Here is a 19,104-nt window from a genome sequence, read left to right as displayed (position 1 = left end):
GCCTAGTAGCGGCGGAGCGGCTGCCACGAGCCGTCGGGCATCAGCTGGAACAGGACGCTGCCCGGAGGCACGGCCGGCCCGCCGTGGACGACGAACTCCCGCGTCGGGTTGACGAGGTAGCCCCCGGTCCCCGGACGCCCGGGGGCGTCCTCGAGACGCACCGCCGTATGACCGCCGTCCATGTAGTGGGGCCACCCGTTGGCGTCGGCTCGCGTGGGCGGCACGGAACCCAGGCCTTCGAGCGGGAAGCTGAGACCGTAGATCTCGGGGCCGTTCGGACCCGAGGGGTTGAGGATCTCCCGCTCGATGCTCGGGGTGTTGCCGGTGTACCGCAGGGCGTCGCTGGGCGTCCGCACGAGCGCGGAGTCCTCGATCGGCATGTGGAAGTACGGCGAGCTCGACGTGCCGAGCGTCGCGTTCGACCGGGTGTAGTAGGTGAGGTTGCTCGGGCCGAAGAACGCGACGCCGTGAGTGCTGGGCGGCGGAGGCGTCGCCGGCGCGCTGGGCGTGTGCGTGGTGCCGGGGCGGGCGCCGCGGAGGTTGTCGCCGAGGCTGCGGATGGCGGCCTTGAGCGCGTCGATCAGGTCGCCCAGCGCACGCGCCGAGGTGATCACGCCCGTGACCTTGCTGCCCACCCGCGCCGCGAGGGACGAGACCCGGGTCGCGACCTGGGACACCACCCACGGCGTCCCGAGCCCGACCGTGAACACGATCTGCGCCGCCCACGAGATCGCCGCACCCACCAGCTCCGCGATCGCATCACGCACCAGGTCGTGCACCACCTGCACGATCGTCGAGCACGTCCGCAGACTGCTCGCCACCGCCGTCGAGGACCCACCGATCCCCCGCAGGTGCTCGGCGAAGTCGCTCGCGTAGCGGGCGTAGGCCTCGACCCCCTGGCCCCGCATCCCTTCCAGGTCCGCCGCCACCAGGTGGTCCAGGTCCCCCGCCGCGCTGCCCATCTGCGTGGCGATGTTGTCCCACGTCCCCGCGAACCCCAGCACCGCCCCCGCATCACCGGTCAGGTCGTTGAGCCACCCCTTGAGCGGCTCCACGTGCTCCATCAACCAGCCCAGCCCCGCCGCGATCAGCTGACCCAACGGGTCCATCACCGCCGCCGCCGTGTCCAGCACCGTCGACAGCCCCGCCAGACCCGCCGCCACCCAGTCCTCGGACTCGATCGCCCGCGACAGGTCGTACAGCGACTCCACCAGCATCGTCCCGCCCAGCGCGGACGACGTGTCCACCGGACCCGCGACCAACGGGTTCGCCGTCACCGCAGCACCCCCGCGATCGTGTCCATCCGGCCCCGCACCCCGTCGTCGACCGCGCGGTAGTCGTCGGCCATCGCGACCACGCCGTCGGCCATCGCCTCGAGCGAGTCGCGCGCGGCACCGATCGCCTGCCCCGTCTCCACCTCGGCGGAGTTGACGAACCCCGGCAGGAAGGCGCACAGCACCCCGAACGCCCCGCCGTGCAGGTCCACCTGGTTTGCGGCGCCCTCCGCGAGCGCCACCGCGTCGGTCACCATGGACAGCCGCGAGGCGTGCGACCGCAGCACCTCGGTGTCGACCTCGAACTCGCTCACTGCTCCCCCTGCCCCCGACCGGACGGCCGCCGCGCGCTCTCGTGCGTCACGGCGGTGCTCGCGCTGCTCATGCGTACCGCTGCTCGACCTCGGCCCTGAGGTGCTCGGTGAGCGGCGACTCCTCGCCGTACGCCTCACCCATGATCGCGACCGCCCTGCCGCCGGCCTCGCGCTGAGCCGCGCGGGCCGCCTCGACGATGTGGCGCGACAGCTCGTCGTGCCGCAGGTCCATGGCCGCGTCCGTGAGGACGACGTCGCGCAGCTGGCCCGAGGCGTCCACCTCGACGACGACCTCGCCGCGCGGCGAGCGGCCGCGCCCGCGGACGGCGTCGATCTGGGCCTTGACCTGCTGGGCGCGCTCCGCGCGCTGCGCCGCCAGCTCGATGTCGCGCTGGACCTTCGCGATCGCGGCGTCGGGGTCGTGGAAGGAGGTCACGCCCGCACCCTAGCCAGCGCGCCCGACGTCGCCCACCCCCTGTCCGCGCCGGGTCCACCGTTCACCCGATCGTGCAGCCCGCGCCGGTGTCGGGGGCCGGACCTACAGTGCAGCAGTGAGTCCCGACGCGCCGTCCTCGGCGCCCCCGCAGTCCGCCACCTTCGCCCCCACCCACCGCCAGATCCTCACGATCCTCGGCGGCCTCATGATGGGGATGTTCCTCGCCGCGCTCGACCAGACGATCGTGGCGACCGCGATCCGCACGATCGGCGACGACCTCCAGGGGCTCTCCCTGCAGGCCTGGGTCACCACGGCGTACCTCATCACGTCGACGATCGCGACGCCGCTCTACGGCAAGCTCTCCGACATCTACGGGCGCAAGCCGCTCTACCTGGCCGCGATCGTGCTCTTCCTCATCGGGTCGCTGCTGTGCGGCACGGCGACGTCCATGTACCAGCTCGCGGCGTACCGCGCCGTGCAGGGGCTCGGCGGCGGCGGTCTCATGTCGCTCGCGATCACGATCCTCGGCGACCTGCTCAGCCCGCGCGAGCGCGCCAAGTACCAGGCGTACTTCCTGGCGGTGTTCGGCACGTCGTCGGTGCTGGGCCCGATCATCGGCGGCTTCCTCGCGGGTGCCGACACCGTGCTGGGCATCACGGGCTGGCGTTGGATCTTCCTCGTCAACGTGCCGTTCGGGATCCTCGGCCTGGTCGTCATCACGCGCGTCCTGCACCTGCCGCCGCTCGCCAAGGTGTTCCACCGGATCGACTGGCCCGGCGGTCTCGCGCTCGCCGGCGGCCTGGTCCCGCTGCTCCTCGTCGCCGAGCAGGGGCGCGAGTGGGGCTGGGGCTCTCCCGTCGCCCTCACGTGCTACGCGCTCGGAGTCGTGGGCATCGTCGCGTTCCTCCTCGCCGAGCGCCGTGCGGGGGACGACGCGCTGCTGCCCCTGCACCTCTTCCGGAACCGCACGTTCGGCGTCTCGGCGCTCATCAACCTGGTCATCGGCATGGGTATGTTCGGCGGGCTCGCGACGCTGCCGCTCTACCTCCAGATCGCCAAGGGCATGTCGCCGACGGCGGCCGGCCTCGCCCTGCTGCCGCTCACGCTCGGCATCATGACGACGTCGGTGGTGTCCGGCCAGACCGTGGCGCGCACGGGGCGGTACCGGATCTTCCCGATCCTCGGCACCGTCTGCCTCGCGCTCGGCGCGCTGCTCATGTCGCAGCTCGCACCTGACTCCTCGATGGTCGAGGTCGCGTGGCGCTCGGCGATCTTCGGGTTCGGCCTCGGCTTCTGCTTCCAGCCGCTCGTGCTCGCGGTGCAGAACGCCGTCCCGCCCAAGGACATGGGCGTCGCGACGTCGTCGTCCCTGTTCTTCCGGCAGATGGGCGGCACGCTGGGCACGGCCGTGTTCCTGTCGATCCTCTTCTCGACGGTGGCCGGCAACATCCGCGACGCCTTCACGGCGGCGAGCCGCACCCCGGCGTTCCAGGACGCGCTCGCGGACCCGGCCGTGGTCGAGGACCCGGCGAACGCCCCCGTCGTCGGCATGCTCCAGGGCGGTGGCGAGCCGCCGTCGCTCGACGACTCGTCGTTCATCGACGCGATGGACCCGCGGCTCGCCGCGCCGTTCCTCGACGGCTTCGAGCAGAGCACGTCGCTCGTCCTGCTCATCGCGGCCGCGATCATCGCGGTCTCCATCGCGCTCGCGTTCCTGCTGCCGGAGATCCCGCTGCGCCAGGTGTCGGGCATCCAGAGCCGCATGGACGCCGCCGCCGCGGTCGGGCACGACGACGCCCCGGCACCCGCCCCGCGCGGGCCCGGCACGCCGCCCGGGGCCTGAGGAGCACGCGGTGGCCGCCGACCGCGTCGCCGTGCGGCTCGTCGTGGCCGGGCGCGTCCAGGGCGTCGGGTTCCGGTACGCGTGCCGGCGCACGGCCGCCGAGCACGGCGTCGCGGGCTCGGCGCGCAACCTGCCGTCCGGCGAGGTCGAGGTCGTGCTCGAGGGCTCGCCCGACGCCGTCGCCGCGGTCGCCGCGTGGGCGCACCACGGCCCGCCGGGTGCCGCGGTCGCGGACGTCCGGGCGGAGGACGTCGCACCCACCGGGTCGACGGGCTTCTCGATCGGGTGACGCGGCCGCCCGACGGGATGACCCCGGTCCGCCCGCCCCGGCACGCACCGTCGGCGGCTGCTCCGCGCGGTCCCCAGGCCCGGCGGACCCGACCGGGCGCGCGCGGCCCTGGCTGGCATACTCGCCCCTTGCCGCACCTCCCCCGTGCCGCGGGCGTCTCACGCTCGGCGCCCCACCGGGTCGGACGCGGTCACGGAGCGCGCCGACCTGGGGGACCTCGCATGCTGACCGAGCCGATCACCGACAGCGACCACGCCGAGGCGCGGCACCTGCTGGACCGGATCGACGCCGTCTTCGCCCAGCGCGTGGTCGGACAGGACAACCTGCGCGTGGCCCTCGTCAGCACCCTCCTCGCGGGCGGGCACATCCTCCTCGAGAGCGTGCCGGGCCTGGCGAAGACGACGGCCGCGCAGACGCTCGCCGCAGCGGTGTCCGGCTCGTTCCACCGCATCCAGTGCACGCCGGACCTCATGCCGAACGACATCGTCGGCACGCAGATCTTCAACTACGCGACGGGCTCGTTCACGACCCAGCTCGGCCCCGTGCACGCGAACCTCGTGCTCCTCGACGAGATCAACCGCTCGAGCGCCAAGACGCAGTCCGCGATGCTCGAGGCGATGCAGGAGAAGCAGACGTCGATCGGCGGCGAGGTGTACCGGCTGCCGTCGCCGTTCATGGTGCTCGCGACGCAGAACCCCATCGAGGAGGAGGGCACCTACGTGCTCCCCGAGGCCCAGATGGACCGGTTCCTCGTCAAGGAGGTCCTCACCTACCCGCAGGGCGACGAGGAGGTCGAGATCCTCGAGCGCATCTCGAGCGGCCGCCAGGTCGCGCCCATCGTCGGGCGGCCGATCAGCCTCGCCGAGCTCGAGCGGCTCCAGGCGCTCGTCGACCGGGTCTACGTCGACGCCGCGATCAAGCGGTACGTCGTCGACGTCGTGGCGACGACGCGCGGCGCCGGCCCGCGGCCCATCCCGGGCATCGAGCGGATGATCCGCGTGGGCGCGAGCCCGCGCGGGTCCATCGCCCTCATGCGCATCGGCCAGGCGCTCGCGCTCCAGGCCGGGCGCGGCTACGTCACGCCCGAGGACGTCAAGGCGATGCGCCACCCGGTCCTGCGCCACCGCATCGTCCGCACCTTCGACGCCCTGGCCGACGACGTGCCCGCCGAGCAGCTCGTCGACGCCGTCTTCGACGCCGTCCCCACCCCCTGAGCGCCCGAGCCCGATGACCTGGTCGCCCACCGGCGGATCGCCGCCCCCGCCCGCCCCGCCCGGGGCGCGGCCGGGCGCGCCCGTCGCGGGACCGGCCGCCCCGGTGGGCTGGCCCGGTCCGGGAGCGGGACACGGCCGGTCGCCGTGGACGCCGACCGCCGCGACGCCCCAGCGCTCCGCGTCGCGCTTCGCGCACCTGCGGTCGCGGCTGCAGCTCCCGCTCGCCAAGCGCGCGACCGGTCTGCTCGACGGGCGGCACCGCTCGATCCTCCAGGGCCACGGCCAGGACTTCGACGACCTGTCGCTCTACAGCCCGGGCGACGACGTCGGGGACATCGACTGGAAGTCGAGCGCGCGCGCCGGCATCCCGGTGATCCGGCGCTTCGTCCGGCAGAGCAACCTCAGCCTCGTCCTCGCGGTCGACACCGGCCGGACGATGGCCGCGACCGCGGCGGGCGGCGAGAGCAAGGGCGCCGTCGCCCTCGACGCGGCCACGCTCGTCGCCTACCTCGCGCGCGACCGGGGCGACCGGGTCGCGCTCGTCGCCGCCGACTCGGGCCGCCTGACCCAGCTCCCGCCCCGCGGCGGCACGGCGCACCTCGAGCTCCTGCTCCGCAAGGTCGAGCGCGCGTTCGACGTCGAGGCGCCGCCGTCCGACGTCGGCCGCCTCCTCACGCGCGTCGGCGCGCTGACCCGGCGGTCGCTCGTCGTGCTCGTCACCGACGAGGCGAACCCGACGGAGGAGCACCACGACGCCCTCAAGAGCGTGCGCCTGCGCCACGAGGTCCTGGTCATCGCGGTCGCCGACGCGGACCCCTTCCAGCCCGCGCCCGGCACCACGCGTGACGTGGGCGACGGCTGGGCCGTGCCGGTCTGGCTCCAGGGGCGGGACGACGTGGTGCGTGCCGCCGCGGCCGTCCGGGCGCAGCGCTCGGCGCGCCGCGCCGCGACCCTGCGCCGCCTCCAGGTGCACGACGTCGTCGTCGGCAGCACCCAGGACGTGGTGCCCGCCCTCATCTCCCTCCTCGACCGGAGCCACCGTGCCCGTCGATGAGCTCTACGACCCCGTCCTGTACTCGTGGTGGGTCCCCGTGCTGGGCGCGGTGCTCATGGCGCTCGCCGTCGCGTACGTCGTGTGGGCGGTGCGGCACACGCGGCGGCGCCCCGAGCACGACGCACCCCCGCCGCCTCCGCCGCAGCGCCGGCTGGGGCCGTACGACGACCCGTACGCGAGCGTGCGGCCGGTGTACCTGGCCAAGGTCGACGCGCTCGAGGCCCGCTACGTCGCGGGCGAGCTCGACGCGCGCTCCCTGCACCTCGAGCTCAGCGCCGTCGTGCGCGACTTCGGGTCGGTGCGCCGCGGCGTCGACGCGCGCGTGCTCACGCTCAGCGAGCTGCGCCGGGTCGACGGCGCGCGACGCCTCGCCAACCTCATCGAGACCTACTACCGGCCGGCGTTCGCGCGGTACGGCACGGTCGGCGCGTCGTCCGAGCAGGCCCTCGCGGGCGCGCGGCGGGTGATCAGCCAGTGGTGACGTCCGTGCACTGGGGCCTCGTCTGGCCGTGGGCGCTCGCGCTCGCGCTGCTCGCCGTCGGCGGCGTCGCGTTCTGGGCGTGGCGGGCGCGGCGCGAGACGAAGGACGCGGCCCGCTGGGTCGCGCACACCGACGAGCTCGACGACCTGCCCGAGGTGCGGCGGGCCGTCCGCGAGTACGCCGTGCTGCGCGCCGCGACGGCGGGCGCGCTCGCGGTCGCGCTGCTCGGCGCGGCGGTCCTCGTGGCGCGACCGGTCGACCGCGAGACGCGCACCGACACCTTCGGCACGCGCGACATCGTCCTGTGCCTCGACGTCTCGGGCTCGATGATCCCGTTCGACTCGGAGATCGTCTCGACGTTCAGCACGCTCGTCGAGGGCTTCGACGGCGAGCGGATCGGCCTGTCGGTGTTCAACTCGACGTCGCGCACGGTCTTCCCGCTCACCGACGACTACGCGCTCGTGCTCGAGGAGCTCCAGGTCGCCGAGCAGGCGCTCCAGTTCGACATCGAGGCGTTCGACCCGCTCGACCCGCTGACGTGGGACGGGCTCGACCCCCTGCTCGAGTTCATCGCGGGCACCGAGGGCGTGCCGGCGCAGGCCTCGCTCATCGGCGACGGCCTCGCGAGCTGCGCGCTGCTGTTCGACGAGCAGGCGACGGACCGGTCGCGCTCGATCATCCTCGCGACCGACAACGACCCGTACGGCGAGCCGGTCTACACGCTGCCGCAGGCGGTCGACGTCGTCACCGACCGCGACGTGACCCTCTACGGCCTCTACGGCGGTGACGCGTACCTGCGCGGCTCCGCCCAGAACGAGGAGTTCGACACCGCGATCGAGGAGGCGGGCGGCAAGACCTGGTTCGCGGAGGACACGGCGGCCGTGGCCGAGGTCATCCGCGACGTCACCGAGGAGCAGGCGGTCGCGCTCGACGCCGACGCGCAGCGCATCGTCACGGACCGGCCCGTGCCGTGGTTCGTGCTGCTCGTGCTCGCCACGCTCGCCCTCCTCGCCCTGCGACGGCGGGTGGGCGGATGACCCTGCGACCGCTGGTGCCCGTGTGGCTCCTGCTCCTCGTCCTCGTGCCGGTGCTCGTCCTCGCGGTGCGCGAGGCGTGGAACGCGCGCGGGCCCGTGCGGCGGAGCTGGGCGGTGCGCGCCGCCCTCGTCGCCGTCGTCACCGCGATCGGCCTCGGCCCCTCGGTCCCCGCCACCACCGACGAGCAGCTCGGCGTGGCCGTCGACGTGTTCTTCGTCGTCGACCGGACGGGCTCGATGGCCGCCGAGGACTGGTCGGAGGAGCGGCTGCCCCGCCTGGACGGCATGCGGCACGACCTGCCCGCGCTCGTCGCGGCGGTCCCCGGCGCGCGCTACTCGATCATCGCGTGGGACAGCCAGGCGAGCCGCCAGCTGCCCCTCACCACCGACCAGCGGGCGGTGCGCACCTGGGCGCAGACCGCACGGCAGGAGATCACGGCGTTCTCGTCCGGGTCGCTCGTCGACCGGCCGCTCGAGCCGCTGCGGCGCGCGCTCACGGGCGCCGCCGAGACCGACCCCGGGCACGTCCGCCTGGTCTTCTTCCTCTCCGACGGCGAGCAGACCACCGACGGCGAGCCGGCGTCGTACGAGGAGCTCGCCGACCTCGTGGACGGCGGCGCGGTGCTCGGGTACGGCACCGCCGAGGGCGGTCCCATGCGTGAGTACGACGGGTCGCTCGAGCCGGACCCCGAGGCCCCGTACATCGTCGACGACGCCACGGGCGAGCAGGCCGTCTCGCGCATCGACGAGGCGGCGCTCCAGGCCGTCGCCGCGCAGCTCGGCGTCGCCTACGCGCACCGCACGGGCCCGGACGACGTCGCCGCGCTCGTCGAGGGCCTCGACCCGGAGGAGATCGCCGCGGACGGTCGCCGCGACACCGAGCTGTGGCAGGCGGTCACGTGGCCGCTCGCGGTGCTCGTCGTCGGCCTGCTCGGCGTGGAGGCCTGGACGACCGCCCGCGGCTGGGTGCCGCTGCGCCGACGGAGGTCCGCATGAGCACGCCCACGCCGCTCGAGCGCCGACGTCGCGTCCGCCGCCGCTGGCTCGTCTGGGCCACGCTGCCCGTGTGGCTGGGCGTCTTCCTGTTCGGCCTGCACCTCGCGCTCATGAACGTGGTGGCCGCGACGGCGCGCGGCCAGTACGCCGACGGGCAGATCGGCAGCGCCGTCGTCGGGTTCACGTGGCTCAAGAGCACCGACCCCGTGGAGAGGTGGAAGGCGCCGTTCGACCTCGGCACGACGTTCACGAAGGGCGAGGACCCGCTGCTCGGCACCTTCTACCTCGCCGACGCGCTCGAGATCGCTCCCGAGGACCCGACGACGCAGTGCATGGTGCTCATCAACTACGCGATCGCGCTCGAGATGATGGGCGACCAGGAGCTCGCCGACGCGCAGACCCGCGCCGAGTGGGCGGCGGAGGCCCAGGGCTACGTCGACGCGGGCGACGCCTACCCACCCGGCGTGCCGTGGGGGGACATGACGCCCGAGGAGATCCGCGCCGAGGGCCGGGAGTTCGCGGCCTGGGCGCAGCGCGACTACGACGCCGCGACCGAGGCGCGCGCCTCGTGCGAGCCCGAGGGCCAGTCCGAGGAGGAGCAGCAGCAGAACTCCGACTCCCAGGAGCGGCTCGAGGACAAGCAGCAGCAGGCGCAGGACTCCGAGGAGCAGCAGCAGGAGGAGCCCGAGGACGGCTCGGAGCAGGCCGAGGAGGAGAAGCGTCAGCAGGAGCTCCAGGAGCGCAACGAGGAGGCGCAGGCCGAGGCCGAGCGTCAGCGCCAGGAGGAGCAGGGCGACCAGGGCGGCAGCGGCACGAAGAACTGGTGACGCCGGCGCCTCGTCACAGCCGACCGTCCTGGGGCGTCACCACGAACGGTCGGGGCACCCGCTCGAGGACGGCGGGGTCGCCCCACGGCCGGAACCAGTCGAACAGCTCCAGCCGCCCGCCGCGCCGGCGCATGACGACCCGGTCGAGCTCGTAGGTGAGGCAGGCCTCGGCGTCGACCGCATCGCTGAGCCGGACGGCCGCCACGGCCAGGGCGGGGTACGCGGCGAAGTAGCCGTCGTCGTCGGTCGCCTTGTTGTCGACGTGGAGGATGACCCGGCAGGTCGCGGGCGTGCCGAGGAGCTCGGCGTAGAGCCCGGCCGAGACCGGGCTGGCGACGTCGCCGACCGACCCGGAGAGCACGCCTCGCGGCACCGCGAGCTCCGCGCTCAGCTCGGCGAGCAGCACGTCGAGAAGGCGCCGGACGTGGGCCGTGCCGCACCTCGTCGCGATCGGCATGGGGTAGTCGAGCACCGGTCGGCCCCGAGGTCCGTTCTCAGCGCTGCGCGGCGTCGGGAGCCAGCATCTGCGCCAGCTCGACGAGCTGCGCCACGATGACCGGACGGGCGGGGGTGTCCGGCAGCTCGGCGGTGCCGATCGCGGGCAGCTGGGCGATCACCGCCGTGAGCTCGGCGAGGCGAGCCGGCGGCATGTCCTCGAGGTCGAGCGCCCCGAGGTTGTGGTCCGACACCTCGCGCAGCTCGCTGACCAGCTCCGGGTCCTGCGCCCGCGCGGCGAGGGTGTCGAGCATCCAGGAGAAGACCGACGACGACGCGTTCCAGTCGCGCCCGTCGGGGAGGAAGACCAGCCCCGCCATCACGCACCGGCCATGAGGTGCGGCCGCCCGCGGCCGTCGGTCACGACTGGAACAAGACGCGCTCGGGCCACTCGCCCGTCTTCGCCCAGTGCCGGTAGGCCTTGACGACCACGTAGCGCGCCGCCGAAGGCTTGTCGTCGCTCCCGACGACGGACCAGGCGTCGACGTCCTCGACCGGGATCTCGACCTCGCCCTCGGGCTGCGCCGGGTCGACGCCGAAGGTGTACCGGACGGCGCGCGCGTCCGCGTGCACGCGGCTGCCGTAGGCCACTGCTCCCATCAGCTACCTCCACGTCGGTCGAGCGCCGCCTGCCAGTTGGCGACGGAGTTGGCGTGTGCGTGCGCCTCGGCGTACGACGCGCCGGGGTGGCTGCGCATGTAGGCGGACTCGGCGATCTCGTGCCGGATGAGCAGCCGGTCCGTGGGGGTGGCGTCGCCCGACCGCAGCCGGAGGAACGCCTCCGCCATGTCGGGGTTGGCGTCGAAGCGTCCGCGCCACGGCTCGCCGTAGTCGGTGCCGAGCAGGTGCTCGTCCTCGAGGACGTGCCTGAGGGCTCGCTCGACGTCGTCGGGATCGAGGTCCGGGTTGTTCCGCGCGATGTCCGCCGCCAGGTCGGGGTCGGCACGGAAGGCGTCGTACGTCCGGTCGGCCCACTCCTCGGCCCGGATGTCCGACGCCGGGCGCGGCCGGTAGGAGCCCCCCGTGTGCTGCATCGGCACGTCCGGCGTGCGGGGCGTGTGCGTGGTGCCGGGGCGGGCGCCGCGGAGGTTGTCGCCGAGGCTGCGGATGGCGGCCTTGAGCGCGTCGATCAGGTCGCCCAGCGCACGCGCCGAGGTGATCACGCCCGTGACCTTGCTGCCCACCCGCGCCGCGAGGGACGAGACCCGGGTCGCGACCTGGGACACCACCCACGGCGTCCCGAGCCCGACGGTGAACACGATCTGCGCCGCCCACGAGATCGCCGCACCCACCAGCTCCGCGATCGCATCACGCACCAGGTCGTGCACCACCTGCACGATCGTCGAGCACGTCCGCAGACTGCTCGCGACCGCCGTCGAGGACCCACCGATCCCCCGCAGGTGCTCGGCGACGTCGCTCGCGTAGCGGGCGTAGGCCTCGACCCCCTGGCCCCGCATCCCCTCCAGGTCCGCCGCCACGAGGTGGTCCAGGTCCCCCGCCGCGCTGCCCATCTGCGTGGCGATGTTGTCCCACGTCCCCGCGAACCCCAGCACCGCCCCCGCATCACCGGTCAGGTCGTCGAGCCACCCCTTGAGCGGCTCCACGTGCTCCATCAACCAGCCCAGCCCGGCCGCGATCAGCTGACCCAACGGGTCCATCACCGCCGCCGCCGTGTCCAGCACCGTCGAGAGCCCCGCCAGACCCGCCGCCACCCAGTCCTCGGACTCGATCGCCCGCGACAGGTCGTACAGGGACTCCACCAGCATCGTCCCGCCCAGAGCGGACGACGTGTCCACCGGACCCGCGACCAACGGGTTCGTCGTCATCCCCGCACCCCCGCGATCTCGCTCATCTGCCCCCCAGCGCGTGCGATCGGGGCGACTGTAACGGGCCGCGCGCGTCGCGGGCCATCACTCGTCCAGGTCACGGGCGACGGCCGTGCGGCCCCACGCCGTCGGCGGGCTCAGCCCCAGACCAGGCCCTGGCCCGGCTCCTCGAGCACCGCGGCGACGTCGGCCAGGAACCGCGAGCCCAGGCCGCCGTCGACCAGGCGGTGGTCGAACGAGAGCGCGAGCTGCGTCACGTGGCGGACCTTGATCTTGCCCTTGTGCACCCAGGGCTGCTCGCGGATCGCGCCGAACGCGAGGATCGCGGACTCGCCCGGGTTGAGGATCGGCGTGCCCGTGTCGATCCCGAACACCCCCACGTTGGTGATCGTGATGGTGCCGTCGCTCATGTCGACCGGCTGCGTCTTCCCGGCGCGGGCCGTCGCGGTGAGGTCGGCGAGCGCGACCGCGAGGTCGTGCAGGCCGAGCCGGTGCGCGTCCTTGATGTTCGGGACGATGAGGCCGCGCGGCGTCTGCGCCGCGATGCCGAGGTTGACGTAGTGCTTGTAGACGATCTCCTGGGTCTCGTCGACCCACGACGCGTTGATCTCGGGGTGCCGGCGCACCGCCAGGAGCAGCGCCTTCATCGCGACGAGCAGGGGGGTCACGCGCACGTCGGCGAACTCGCGGTCGGCGCGCAGCCGCTCCACGAGCCGCATGGTCTTGGTGACGTCGACCGTGTGGAACACCGAGACGTGCGGCGCGGTGAAGGCGCTCGAGACCATCGCCTCGGCGGTCCGCTTGCGGACCGACTTCACGGGCACGCGCGTCGCGCGGCCGTCGTCGCTCACCGTGCCGGACGCCAGCCACGGCTGGTCGTCGGTCGCGTAGGTCGCGAGGGGCTTGACCTCGTTGGCCTGCGAGCGCGCGAGGACGTCCTCGCGCGTGACGATCCCGCCGGGGCCGGTGGGCCGGACGGTCGCGAGCTCGACGCGGAGGTCACGCGCGAGCTTGCGCACGGGAGGCTTCGCGAGGATGCGGCGGGACTCCTCGTTGCGGCCCGCGGCCGTCGGGGCGGCAGCGACCGCGGGGACGTCGGGGCCGGCCGCCGCGGGCGGCGCTGCGACGGCGGCGACCGGGGCCGCCCCGGCAGCAGCTGCGGGCCCCGAGCCGGCGTCGACCGTGGCGGCGCGGCGCGGGCGTCGCGTCGCGCTGTGCGCACTGACGCCGTACCCCACGAGCACCGCGCCGCTCGCGCCGTCGTCGGACGCGGCCTGGCCGGACGCCGCGGTGTCCGCCGCGTCCTGCGCGGCCGTGTGGGGAGCGGCGCGGACCGCGCCGCCGGCGGCGGCACCGCCCTCGGAGGCGCCCGGGTCGGGCGCGCCGTGCGGGTCGACGTCGACCGTGATGATCGGCGTGCCCACCTCCACGGTCTCGCCGGGCTCCGCGAGCAGCGCGGTCACGACACCCGCCCATGGGCACGGCAGCTCGACGAGCGACTTCGCCGTCTCGATCTCGACGATCGGCTGGTTGACCGTCACCGCGTCGCCGACGGCGACGTGCCACGCGACGATCTCGGCCTCGGTGAGGCCCTCGCCCGCGTCGGGGAGGCGGAACTGCTCGTACCGGGGCACGTGGGGCTCCTGGGGTCGGGGTCGGTCGGTCCGCGCGGACGGCTCAGCGTCTCAGCCGGCGGGCTCGGGCGGGAGGAGGCTCGGCGGGCTCAGTGGCCGAGCGCGCGGTCCACGGCGTCGAGCACGCGGTCGAGGCTCGGCAGGTACTCGTGCTCGAGCCGCGCGACGGGGTAGGGGCTGTGGAAGCCGCCGACGCGCAGCACGGGCGCCTCGAGCGAGTAGAAGCACTCCTCGCTGATCCGCGCGGCGACCTCGCCGCCCGTCCCGTAGAGCACGGGCGCCTCGTGCACGACGACGCACCGGCCGGTCTTGCGCACGGACGCGACGACGGTCGCGGTGTCGAGCGGCGAGAGCGTGCGGAGGTCGACGACCTCGATGCTCGTGCCGTCCGCCGCGGCGGCCTGGGCGGCGCGGAGCGCGGTCGCGACCGTGGGTCCGTGCGCGACGAGCGTGAGGTCGGTGCCGGCGCGCGCGACGCGCGCCCGGTCCAGGCCCTCGCCGGTCGCCGAGCCGTAGGAGAAGCCGCGGTCGACGTCGCCCTTGTCCCAGTACCGGCCCTTGGGCTCGAAGAAGAGCACGGGGTCGGGCGAGGCGATGGCCTCCTGGATCATCGTGAACGCGTCCGCGGGGCTCGCCGGCGTCACGACGCGCAGCCCGGCCGTGTGCGCGAAGAGGACCTCGGGCGACTCGCTGTGGTGCTCGACCGCGCCGATCCCGCCGCCGTACGGCACGCGGATGACGACGGGGAGCGACAGCCGGCCGCGCGAGCGGTAGCGGACCTTGGCGAGCTGCGTCGTGATCTGGTCGAACGCGGGGAAGATGAAGCCGTCGAACTGGATCTCGCACACCGGCCGGTAGCCGCGGAGCGCGAGGCCGATCGCGGTGCCGACGATGCCGGACTCGGCGAGCGGGGTGTCGACGACGCGGTCCGGGCCGAAGTCCTTCTGCAGGCCGTCGGTGACGCGGAAGACGCCGCCCAGGGCGCCGATGTCCTCGCCCATGAGCAGGACCTTGGGGTCCTCCTCGAGCGCGGCGCGCAGGCCGAGGTTGATGGCCTTGGCGAGCGTCAGGCGCTCGACGGCGGGGACGGCGCTCATCGCGTGACCTCCGGTGCGACGTCGAACGACGCCTCGTACTGCTCGAACCAGGCGCGCTCGGCGTCCACCACGGCGTGGGCGCCCGCGTACACGTGCTCGAACATGGTCGACGTCGGCGGCTTGCCCATCGCGCGGACCTCGCGGCGCAGGCGCTCGCCGAACGCCTCGCCCTCCGCGTCGAGCTCGGCGAGGAAGACGGCGTCGAGCTCGCCGATCGCCTCGAGGTGGAGGCGGAGCCGGTCGATCGGGTCGCGGCGGCGCCACGCCTCCTCCTCGGCGGACGAGCGGTACCGCGTCGGGTCGTCCGACGTCGTGTGCGCGCCCATGCGGTACGTGTACGCCTCGATGAAGGTGGGGCCGTTGCCCGAGTGCGCACGCTCGAGCGCCTCGGCCGTGACCGCGTAGCAGGCGAGGACGTCGTTGCCGTCGACGCGGACGCTCGGCACGCCGAAGCCCCGGCCGCGCTCGACGATCGGCACACGGGACTGCTTCTCGGTGGACTCGGAGATGGCCCACTGGTTGTTCTGGCAGAAGAGCACGAGCGGCGCGTTGTTCACCGCCGCGAAGACGAACGCCTCGTTGGTGTCGCCCTGGCTCGTGGCCCCGTCGCCGAAGTAGGCGACGACGGCGGCGTCGCGCGTCGGGTCGCCGGTGCCGACGGCGCCGTCGCGCTGGATGCCCATCGCGTACCCGGTCGCGTGCAGCGTGTGTGAACCGATGACCAGGGTGTACAGGTGGAAGTTGTGGGCCTCGGTGTCCCACCCGCCGTGGTCGATGCCGCGGAACTGGCGCAGGATGTCGACGAGGTCGACCCCGCGGGTGTGGGCGACGCCGTGCTCGCGGTAGGACGGGAACGCGTAGTCCTGCGGCGCGAGCGCGCGGCCCGAGCCGACCTGCGCGGCCTCCTGGCCGAGCGCGGGCGGGAAGAGGCCGAGCTCGCCCTGACGCTGGAGCGCTGTCGACTCGGAGTCGAAGCGCCGCACCATGACCATGTCCCGGTACAGCCCACGCAGGGCCTCCGGGTCGAGATGGGCGATGCGTGGGCTGTACTCGGGATGCTCCAGGCGCTCCCCGGTCGGGGTGAGCAGCTGGATCATGTCGGGCTCGTTCACGCAGGGTCCTTCCGGGTGACGGCCAGGGCTAACCTACGTCAGCGTAGGCTACGCCACCGTAGGTTGGCGCTGTCCGGGCCCGACAACGACGTCGGACTCCCCTTTGTACCGACTCTCCAACACGTCGTCACGCGCCCACCCGGGACGAACGGCCCCCCGCCCCGCACCATCGCCGCCGCCGAGGTCGCTGGTTCGGCTCGAGGTCGCTGGTTCGAACCAGCGACCTCGGCGCGAACCAGCGACCTCGGCGTGGTGAGGGTGCGTGGTGGCCGGATGGCCGGGTGGCCGGGTGGCCGGGTGGTGCGGGCCGTGGGTCAGGCGGGGGTGCTGGCGAGGGCCTCGGTCGGCACCGCCGGCGGGGTCGTGGGCCGGGTGGCGCGGCGGGCCAGGGCGGCCGAGGCCACCGTCGCGAGCGCGAGGGCCGCGAGCGCGGCCAGACCCGCGACCGGGCTCGTCGTCCAGCGGCCCTCGAGGAGGAAGAGCGCCGGCACCGTGCAGGTCGGGATGCCGAGGAGCACGAGGAACCACCCGGTGAACCGGCCCAGGTCCAGCCCGCCGACGTGCGTGCGCCCGAGGCCGAGGAGCACGAAGAAGAGCGCCCACATGCTCGCCCACGTCGCCCAGATGACCGCGAACACGGGGTCGGTCGCGATCGACGTCACGGCGTAGTAGGCCGCGATGCCGGCGACGAACAGGCTGTACCAGCCGAAGCCCTGGGGCTCGATCCGGTGCACGGTCTGGAAGCCGAACCACAGGTACGTGATGCCGAACAGGTAGCTCGGCCACGTCGCCTGGAGCACGCCGGGCTCGGTGCCGTGGAGCACGAGCACGAGCGTCGGCAGCACGACCTGCGCGGTCCCGACGAAGAAGTTCAGCGGCGCGGCGCTGCGCGCGGGCACGACGCCGAGCGTCGACAGGCCGTTGACGAAGAGCACCACGCCGACGAGGAGGAGGCCGACGTTCCCCATCAGCGGGTCACCAACGACTCGAACGTCTCCGACGAGAGGACGGGCGCGAAGAAGTTGGTGATGCGCTCGAACGCCGCGGCCTCCTGGTCGGGCCGCTGGGCCCCGGTCGCGTCGCCGATGACGATCGGCAGCAGGCCGTGGTCGCGCGCCGCACGCGCGTTGCCCTCGATGCACCAGTCCAGGTGGATGCCGGTGATGACGACGACCTCGACCCGCTTGCGGGCCAGCTCGAGCGGGAGGTCCGTGCCGACGAACGCCGTCTGCAGGGCCTTCTCGTAGAGCTCGTTGTCGCCGGGCTCGACGAGGTCGCGCAGCTCGTCGACGAGGGCGTCGTCCCAGGCGATCTGCTCGGGCGTCGCGTCGATCGACCCGGTCCAGGAGTCGTACTGCGCGCGGTCGAGCACGGACTGCGGGTAGTCCTGGCGGAAGACCGAGTAGCCGATCCAGTTGAAGGAGACGAAGTTCGGGGCCCGGCGGGCGGCCTGGACGGCGCGCACGGTGGCCGGGAGGCTGCCCCGGAACGCGTGGCCCTCGGCGTACTGGACGCCGCCCGGGCGGTAGAGCGAGTTGGACTGGCTCACCGAGAGGAACGCGGCGGGACGGCTGAGGATCTCCCGCAGGTCGAGGCCGGCCCAGTGGGCGGGCAGCGGCGGGATGAGGTGGGCGTTGCTCGCCGGGAGGCCGAGCGCGGCGGGGTCGAGCTCGACGGGCTCGAGGGGCGTCCGGCGGTCGGTCCGGGTGTCGAGGGTGGTCATGGTTCTCCCTGGTCAGGGGCGCGCGATGGAGGCGCCTGAGGGCGTGCTGGTCGGGTGCGCGGCGGTGGTGACGCCGCGGGCCGGCCCGGACGGGTGGTCCGGACCCGCCCGGATGGACGCGCCGTGGCAGACGGCGGCCCGTGCCGGCACGACGGCGGTCAGCCGCGGCGGGCGGGCGGAGAGGGGGCCGGCGCGGGCCGGGGGCGCGCGCGGCGGAGTCCGTGGGGACTCAGCAGGGCATTCGGCAGGGGCGACAGGCGCGCGGCGACGACGTCGCCTCGGGCCGGGATCCCTGCGTGATGCTCACGCGCACGAACCTAGTCGCCCGAGCGGCCCGTGCGGCGGCCGCGCCGCCTGGGTCTCGCAGACCGAGACCGGCGCCTCGCGGAGCCGGTCCGCGGCGGGACGGGCGGGCCGGGGCGGGTGGACGCCGGTCCCGAGCGCTCAGCCCTGCGCGCTGCCGTCCCGCGTCACCCAGCCGTGCGCGAGCTCGAGCACGCGGTCGTTCGCCGCGGCGTCGCCGACGGTGATGCGCAGGCCCTCGCCGGCGAACGGGCGGACCAGCACCCCGTGCGCGACGGCGTCGGCCGCGAGGTCCACCGTGCGCGGGCCCGCGGGGAGCCAGACGAAGTTGCCCTGGGCGTCGGGCACGGACCAGCCCTGGTCACGAAGGCCCGCGAGGAGGCGCGCGCGCTCCGCGACGACGGCGTCGACGCGCTCCAGGAGCTCGTCCTCCGCGCGCAGCGACGCGAGCGCGGCCACCTGGGCGAGGTGGTTGACACCGAAGGGCGTCGACGCGGTCCGCACCGCGCGGGCGACGTCGGGAGTCGCGACCGCGTAGCCGACGCGCAGCGCCGCGAGCCCGTACGCCTTGGAGAACGTGCGCAGCACGACGACGTTCGGGTGGGCCGCGAGGAGCTCGCGCGAGCGCACGGCGTCGTCGTGCCGGACGAACTCGACGTAGGCCTCGTCGAGCACGACGAGGACGCGGTCCGGCACCGCGGCGAGCAGCTCGACGAGCTCGGCGTGGTGCACGGCCGGCCCGGTGGGGTTGTTGGGCGAGCACACGAGCAGGACGCGCGTGCGCTCGGTCACCGCGGCGGCCATGGCGCGCAGGTCGTGCCGGCCGTCGGCGGCGAGCGGCACCTCGACGCCGACGGCGCCCTGGAGGCCCACGAGGATCGGGTAGGCCTCGAACGAGCGCCACGCGTGGACGACCTCGTCGCCCGCGTCGCAGAACGCCTGGAGCACGTGGCCGAGCACGGCGACCGAGCCGCAGCCCGCGACGACCCCCGCCGGGTCCACCCCGTGGCGCGCCGCGAGCGCCTCGCCGAGCTCGGTCGCGAACATGTCCGGGTACCGGTTGAGCAGCGAGGCGGCCCGGGCGACCTCGTCCCGCACGGAGTCGAGCGGCGGGAACGGGTTCTCGTTCGACGACAGCTTGAACGCGCGC

21 protein-coding genes are annotated in these 19,104 nt (G+C 74.2%); 8 read left to right on the top strand and 13 right to left on the bottom strand.

Annotated elements, in window-relative coordinates; genetic code table 11:
* Positions 1-2: 2 nt before the first annotated feature.
* The 3 genes from JIG38_RS20660 to JIG38_RS06940 form a co-directional block, all read right to left on the bottom strand.
* Positions 3-1,277, bottom strand: coding sequence for a phage tail family protein (locus tag JIG38_RS20660; protein WP_199423043.1), 1,275 nt, complete (start codon positions 1,275-1,277; stop codon positions 3-5).
* Positions 1,274-1,588: a type VII secretion target gene (locus JIG38_RS06945; protein WP_199423042.1), complete on the bottom strand. Its 315-nt coding sequence runs from the start codon at positions 1,586-1,588 to the stop codon at positions 1,274-1,276. Before JIG38_RS06945 ends, JIG38_RS20660 begins: the two co-directional genes overlap by 4 nt.
* Positions 1,589-1,655: 67 nt before the next feature.
* Positions 1,656-2,024 (bottom strand): YbaB/EbfC family nucleoid-associated protein, encoded by a 369-nt coding sequence (locus JIG38_RS06940; protein WP_199423041.1) that lies wholly within the window; start codon positions 2,022-2,024, stop codon positions 1,656-1,658.
* 115 nt (positions 2,025-2,139) lie between these two features.
* Here JIG38_RS06940 and JIG38_RS06935 point away from each other — a divergent pair, with 115 nt between their 5' ends.
* The 8 genes from JIG38_RS06935 to JIG38_RS06900 all read left to right on the top strand — a co-directional run bounded on the left by JIG38_RS06935 (position 2,140) and on the right by JIG38_RS06900 (position 9,764).
* Positions 2,140-3,867, top strand: a complete 1,728-nt coding sequence (locus JIG38_RS06935; RefSeq protein ID WP_307844654.1) for an MDR family MFS transporter — start codon at positions 2,140-2,142, stop codon at positions 3,865-3,867.
* A 10-nt stretch (positions 3,868-3,877) separates the two neighbouring features.
* A complete protein-coding gene (locus tag JIG38_RS06930) occupies positions 3,878-4,156 on the top strand; it encodes an acylphosphatase (protein ID WP_199423040.1) in 279 nt (92 codons plus the stop codon).
* A 221-nt stretch (positions 4,157-4,377) separates the two neighbouring features.
* On the top strand, positions 4,378-5,370 hold the full coding sequence (locus tag JIG38_RS06925; RefSeq protein ID WP_372419859.1) for an AAA family ATPase: 993 nt from the start codon (positions 4,378-4,380) through the stop codon (positions 5,368-5,370).
* 13 nt (positions 5,371-5,383) lie between these two features.
* Positions 5,384-6,424, top strand: a complete 1,041-nt coding sequence (locus tag JIG38_RS06920) for a DUF58 domain-containing protein (protein ID WP_199423038.1) — start codon at positions 5,384-5,386, stop codon at positions 6,422-6,424.
* A complete protein-coding gene (locus JIG38_RS06915; protein ID WP_199423037.1) occupies positions 6,411-6,905 on the top strand; it encodes a hypothetical protein in 495 nt (164 codons plus the stop codon). Before JIG38_RS06920 ends, JIG38_RS06915 begins: the two co-directional genes overlap by 14 nt.
* Positions 6,902-7,942 (top strand): vWA domain-containing protein, encoded by a 1,041-nt coding sequence (locus tag JIG38_RS06910; protein ID WP_199423036.1) that lies wholly within the window; start codon positions 6,902-6,904, stop codon positions 7,940-7,942. Before JIG38_RS06915 ends, JIG38_RS06910 begins: the two co-directional genes overlap by 4 nt.
* The gene (locus JIG38_RS06905) at positions 7,939-8,937 is read left to right on the top strand and encodes a VWA domain-containing protein (protein WP_199423035.1); all 999 of its coding nucleotides are present in this window, start codon (positions 7,939-7,941) and stop codon (positions 8,935-8,937) included. Before JIG38_RS06910 ends, JIG38_RS06905 begins: the two co-directional genes overlap by 4 nt.
* Positions 8,934-9,764 carry a putative sodium/potassium/calcium exchanger gene (locus JIG38_RS06900; RefSeq protein WP_199423034.1) on the top strand — a complete coding sequence of 277 codons (831 nt, stop codon included), beginning with the start codon at positions 8,934-8,936 and terminating at the stop codon, positions 9,762-9,764. The genes JIG38_RS06905 and JIG38_RS06900 overlap by 4 nt, the downstream gene beginning before the upstream one ends.
* Before the next feature lie 13 nt (positions 9,765-9,777).
* Here the strand turns inward: JIG38_RS06900 and JIG38_RS06895 are convergent, their stop codons facing one another.
* The 10 genes from JIG38_RS06895 to hisC form a co-directional block, all read right to left on the bottom strand.
* Complete coding sequence (locus tag JIG38_RS06895; protein ID WP_199423033.1) at positions 9,778-10,236, bottom strand: SitI3 family protein; 459 nt, start codon at positions 10,234-10,236, stop codon at positions 9,778-9,780.
* A 22-nt stretch (positions 10,237-10,258) separates the two neighbouring features.
* A complete protein-coding gene (locus JIG38_RS06890; RefSeq protein WP_199423032.1) occupies positions 10,259-10,582 on the bottom strand; it encodes a hypothetical protein in 324 nt (107 codons plus the stop codon).
* A gap of 37 nt (positions 10,583-10,619) precedes the next feature.
* Entirely contained in the window at positions 10,620-10,859 is a 240-nt protein-coding gene (locus JIG38_RS06885; protein ID WP_199423031.1) for a hypothetical protein, read from the bottom strand.
* A complete protein-coding gene (locus tag JIG38_RS06880; RefSeq protein ID WP_199423030.1) occupies positions 10,859-12,085 on the bottom strand; it encodes a phage tail family protein in 1,227 nt (408 codons plus the stop codon). Before JIG38_RS06880 ends, JIG38_RS06885 begins: the two co-directional genes overlap by 1 nt.
* 137 nt (positions 12,086-12,222) lie before the next feature.
* Positions 12,223-13,719, bottom strand: coding sequence for a dihydrolipoamide acetyltransferase family protein (locus tag JIG38_RS06875; protein WP_199423029.1), 1,497 nt, complete (start codon positions 13,717-13,719; stop codon positions 12,223-12,225).
* A gap of 89 nt (positions 13,720-13,808) precedes the next feature.
* Entirely contained in the window at positions 13,809-14,816 is a 1,008-nt protein-coding gene (locus tag JIG38_RS06870; RefSeq protein WP_199423028.1) for an alpha-ketoacid dehydrogenase subunit beta, read from the bottom strand.
* Positions 14,813-15,913, bottom strand: a complete 1,101-nt coding sequence (gene pdhA / locus JIG38_RS06865; protein ID WP_199423303.1) for a pyruvate dehydrogenase (acetyl-transferring) E1 component subunit alpha — start codon at positions 15,911-15,913, stop codon at positions 14,813-14,815. The genes JIG38_RS06870 and pdhA overlap by 4 nt, the downstream gene beginning before the upstream one ends.
* 329 nt (positions 15,914-16,242) lie before the next feature.
* Complete coding sequence (locus tag JIG38_RS06860; protein WP_199423027.1) at positions 16,243-16,896, bottom strand: AmiS/UreI family transporter; 654 nt, start codon at positions 16,894-16,896, stop codon at positions 16,243-16,245.
* Positions 16,896-17,651: a cysteine hydrolase family protein gene (locus JIG38_RS06855; RefSeq protein WP_199423026.1), complete on the bottom strand. Its 756-nt coding sequence runs from the start codon at positions 17,649-17,651 to the stop codon at positions 16,896-16,898. Before JIG38_RS06855 ends, JIG38_RS06860 begins: the two co-directional genes overlap by 1 nt.
* A gap of 444 nt (positions 17,652-18,095) precedes the next feature.
* The coding region (gene hisC / locus JIG38_RS06850; RefSeq protein WP_199423025.1) for a histidinol-phosphate transaminase at positions 18,096-19,104 on the bottom strand (1,009 nt) is incomplete at its 5' end.

It is taken from the genome of Actinotalea solisilvae (genome assembly GCF_016464425.1).
Lineage (GTDB): Bacteria > Actinomycetota > Actinomycetes > Actinomycetales > Cellulomonadaceae > Actinotalea > Actinotalea solisilvae.
The sequence above is the reverse complement of the archived record's forward strand: the minus strand, read 5'-3'. Positions and strand labels throughout refer to the sequence as shown.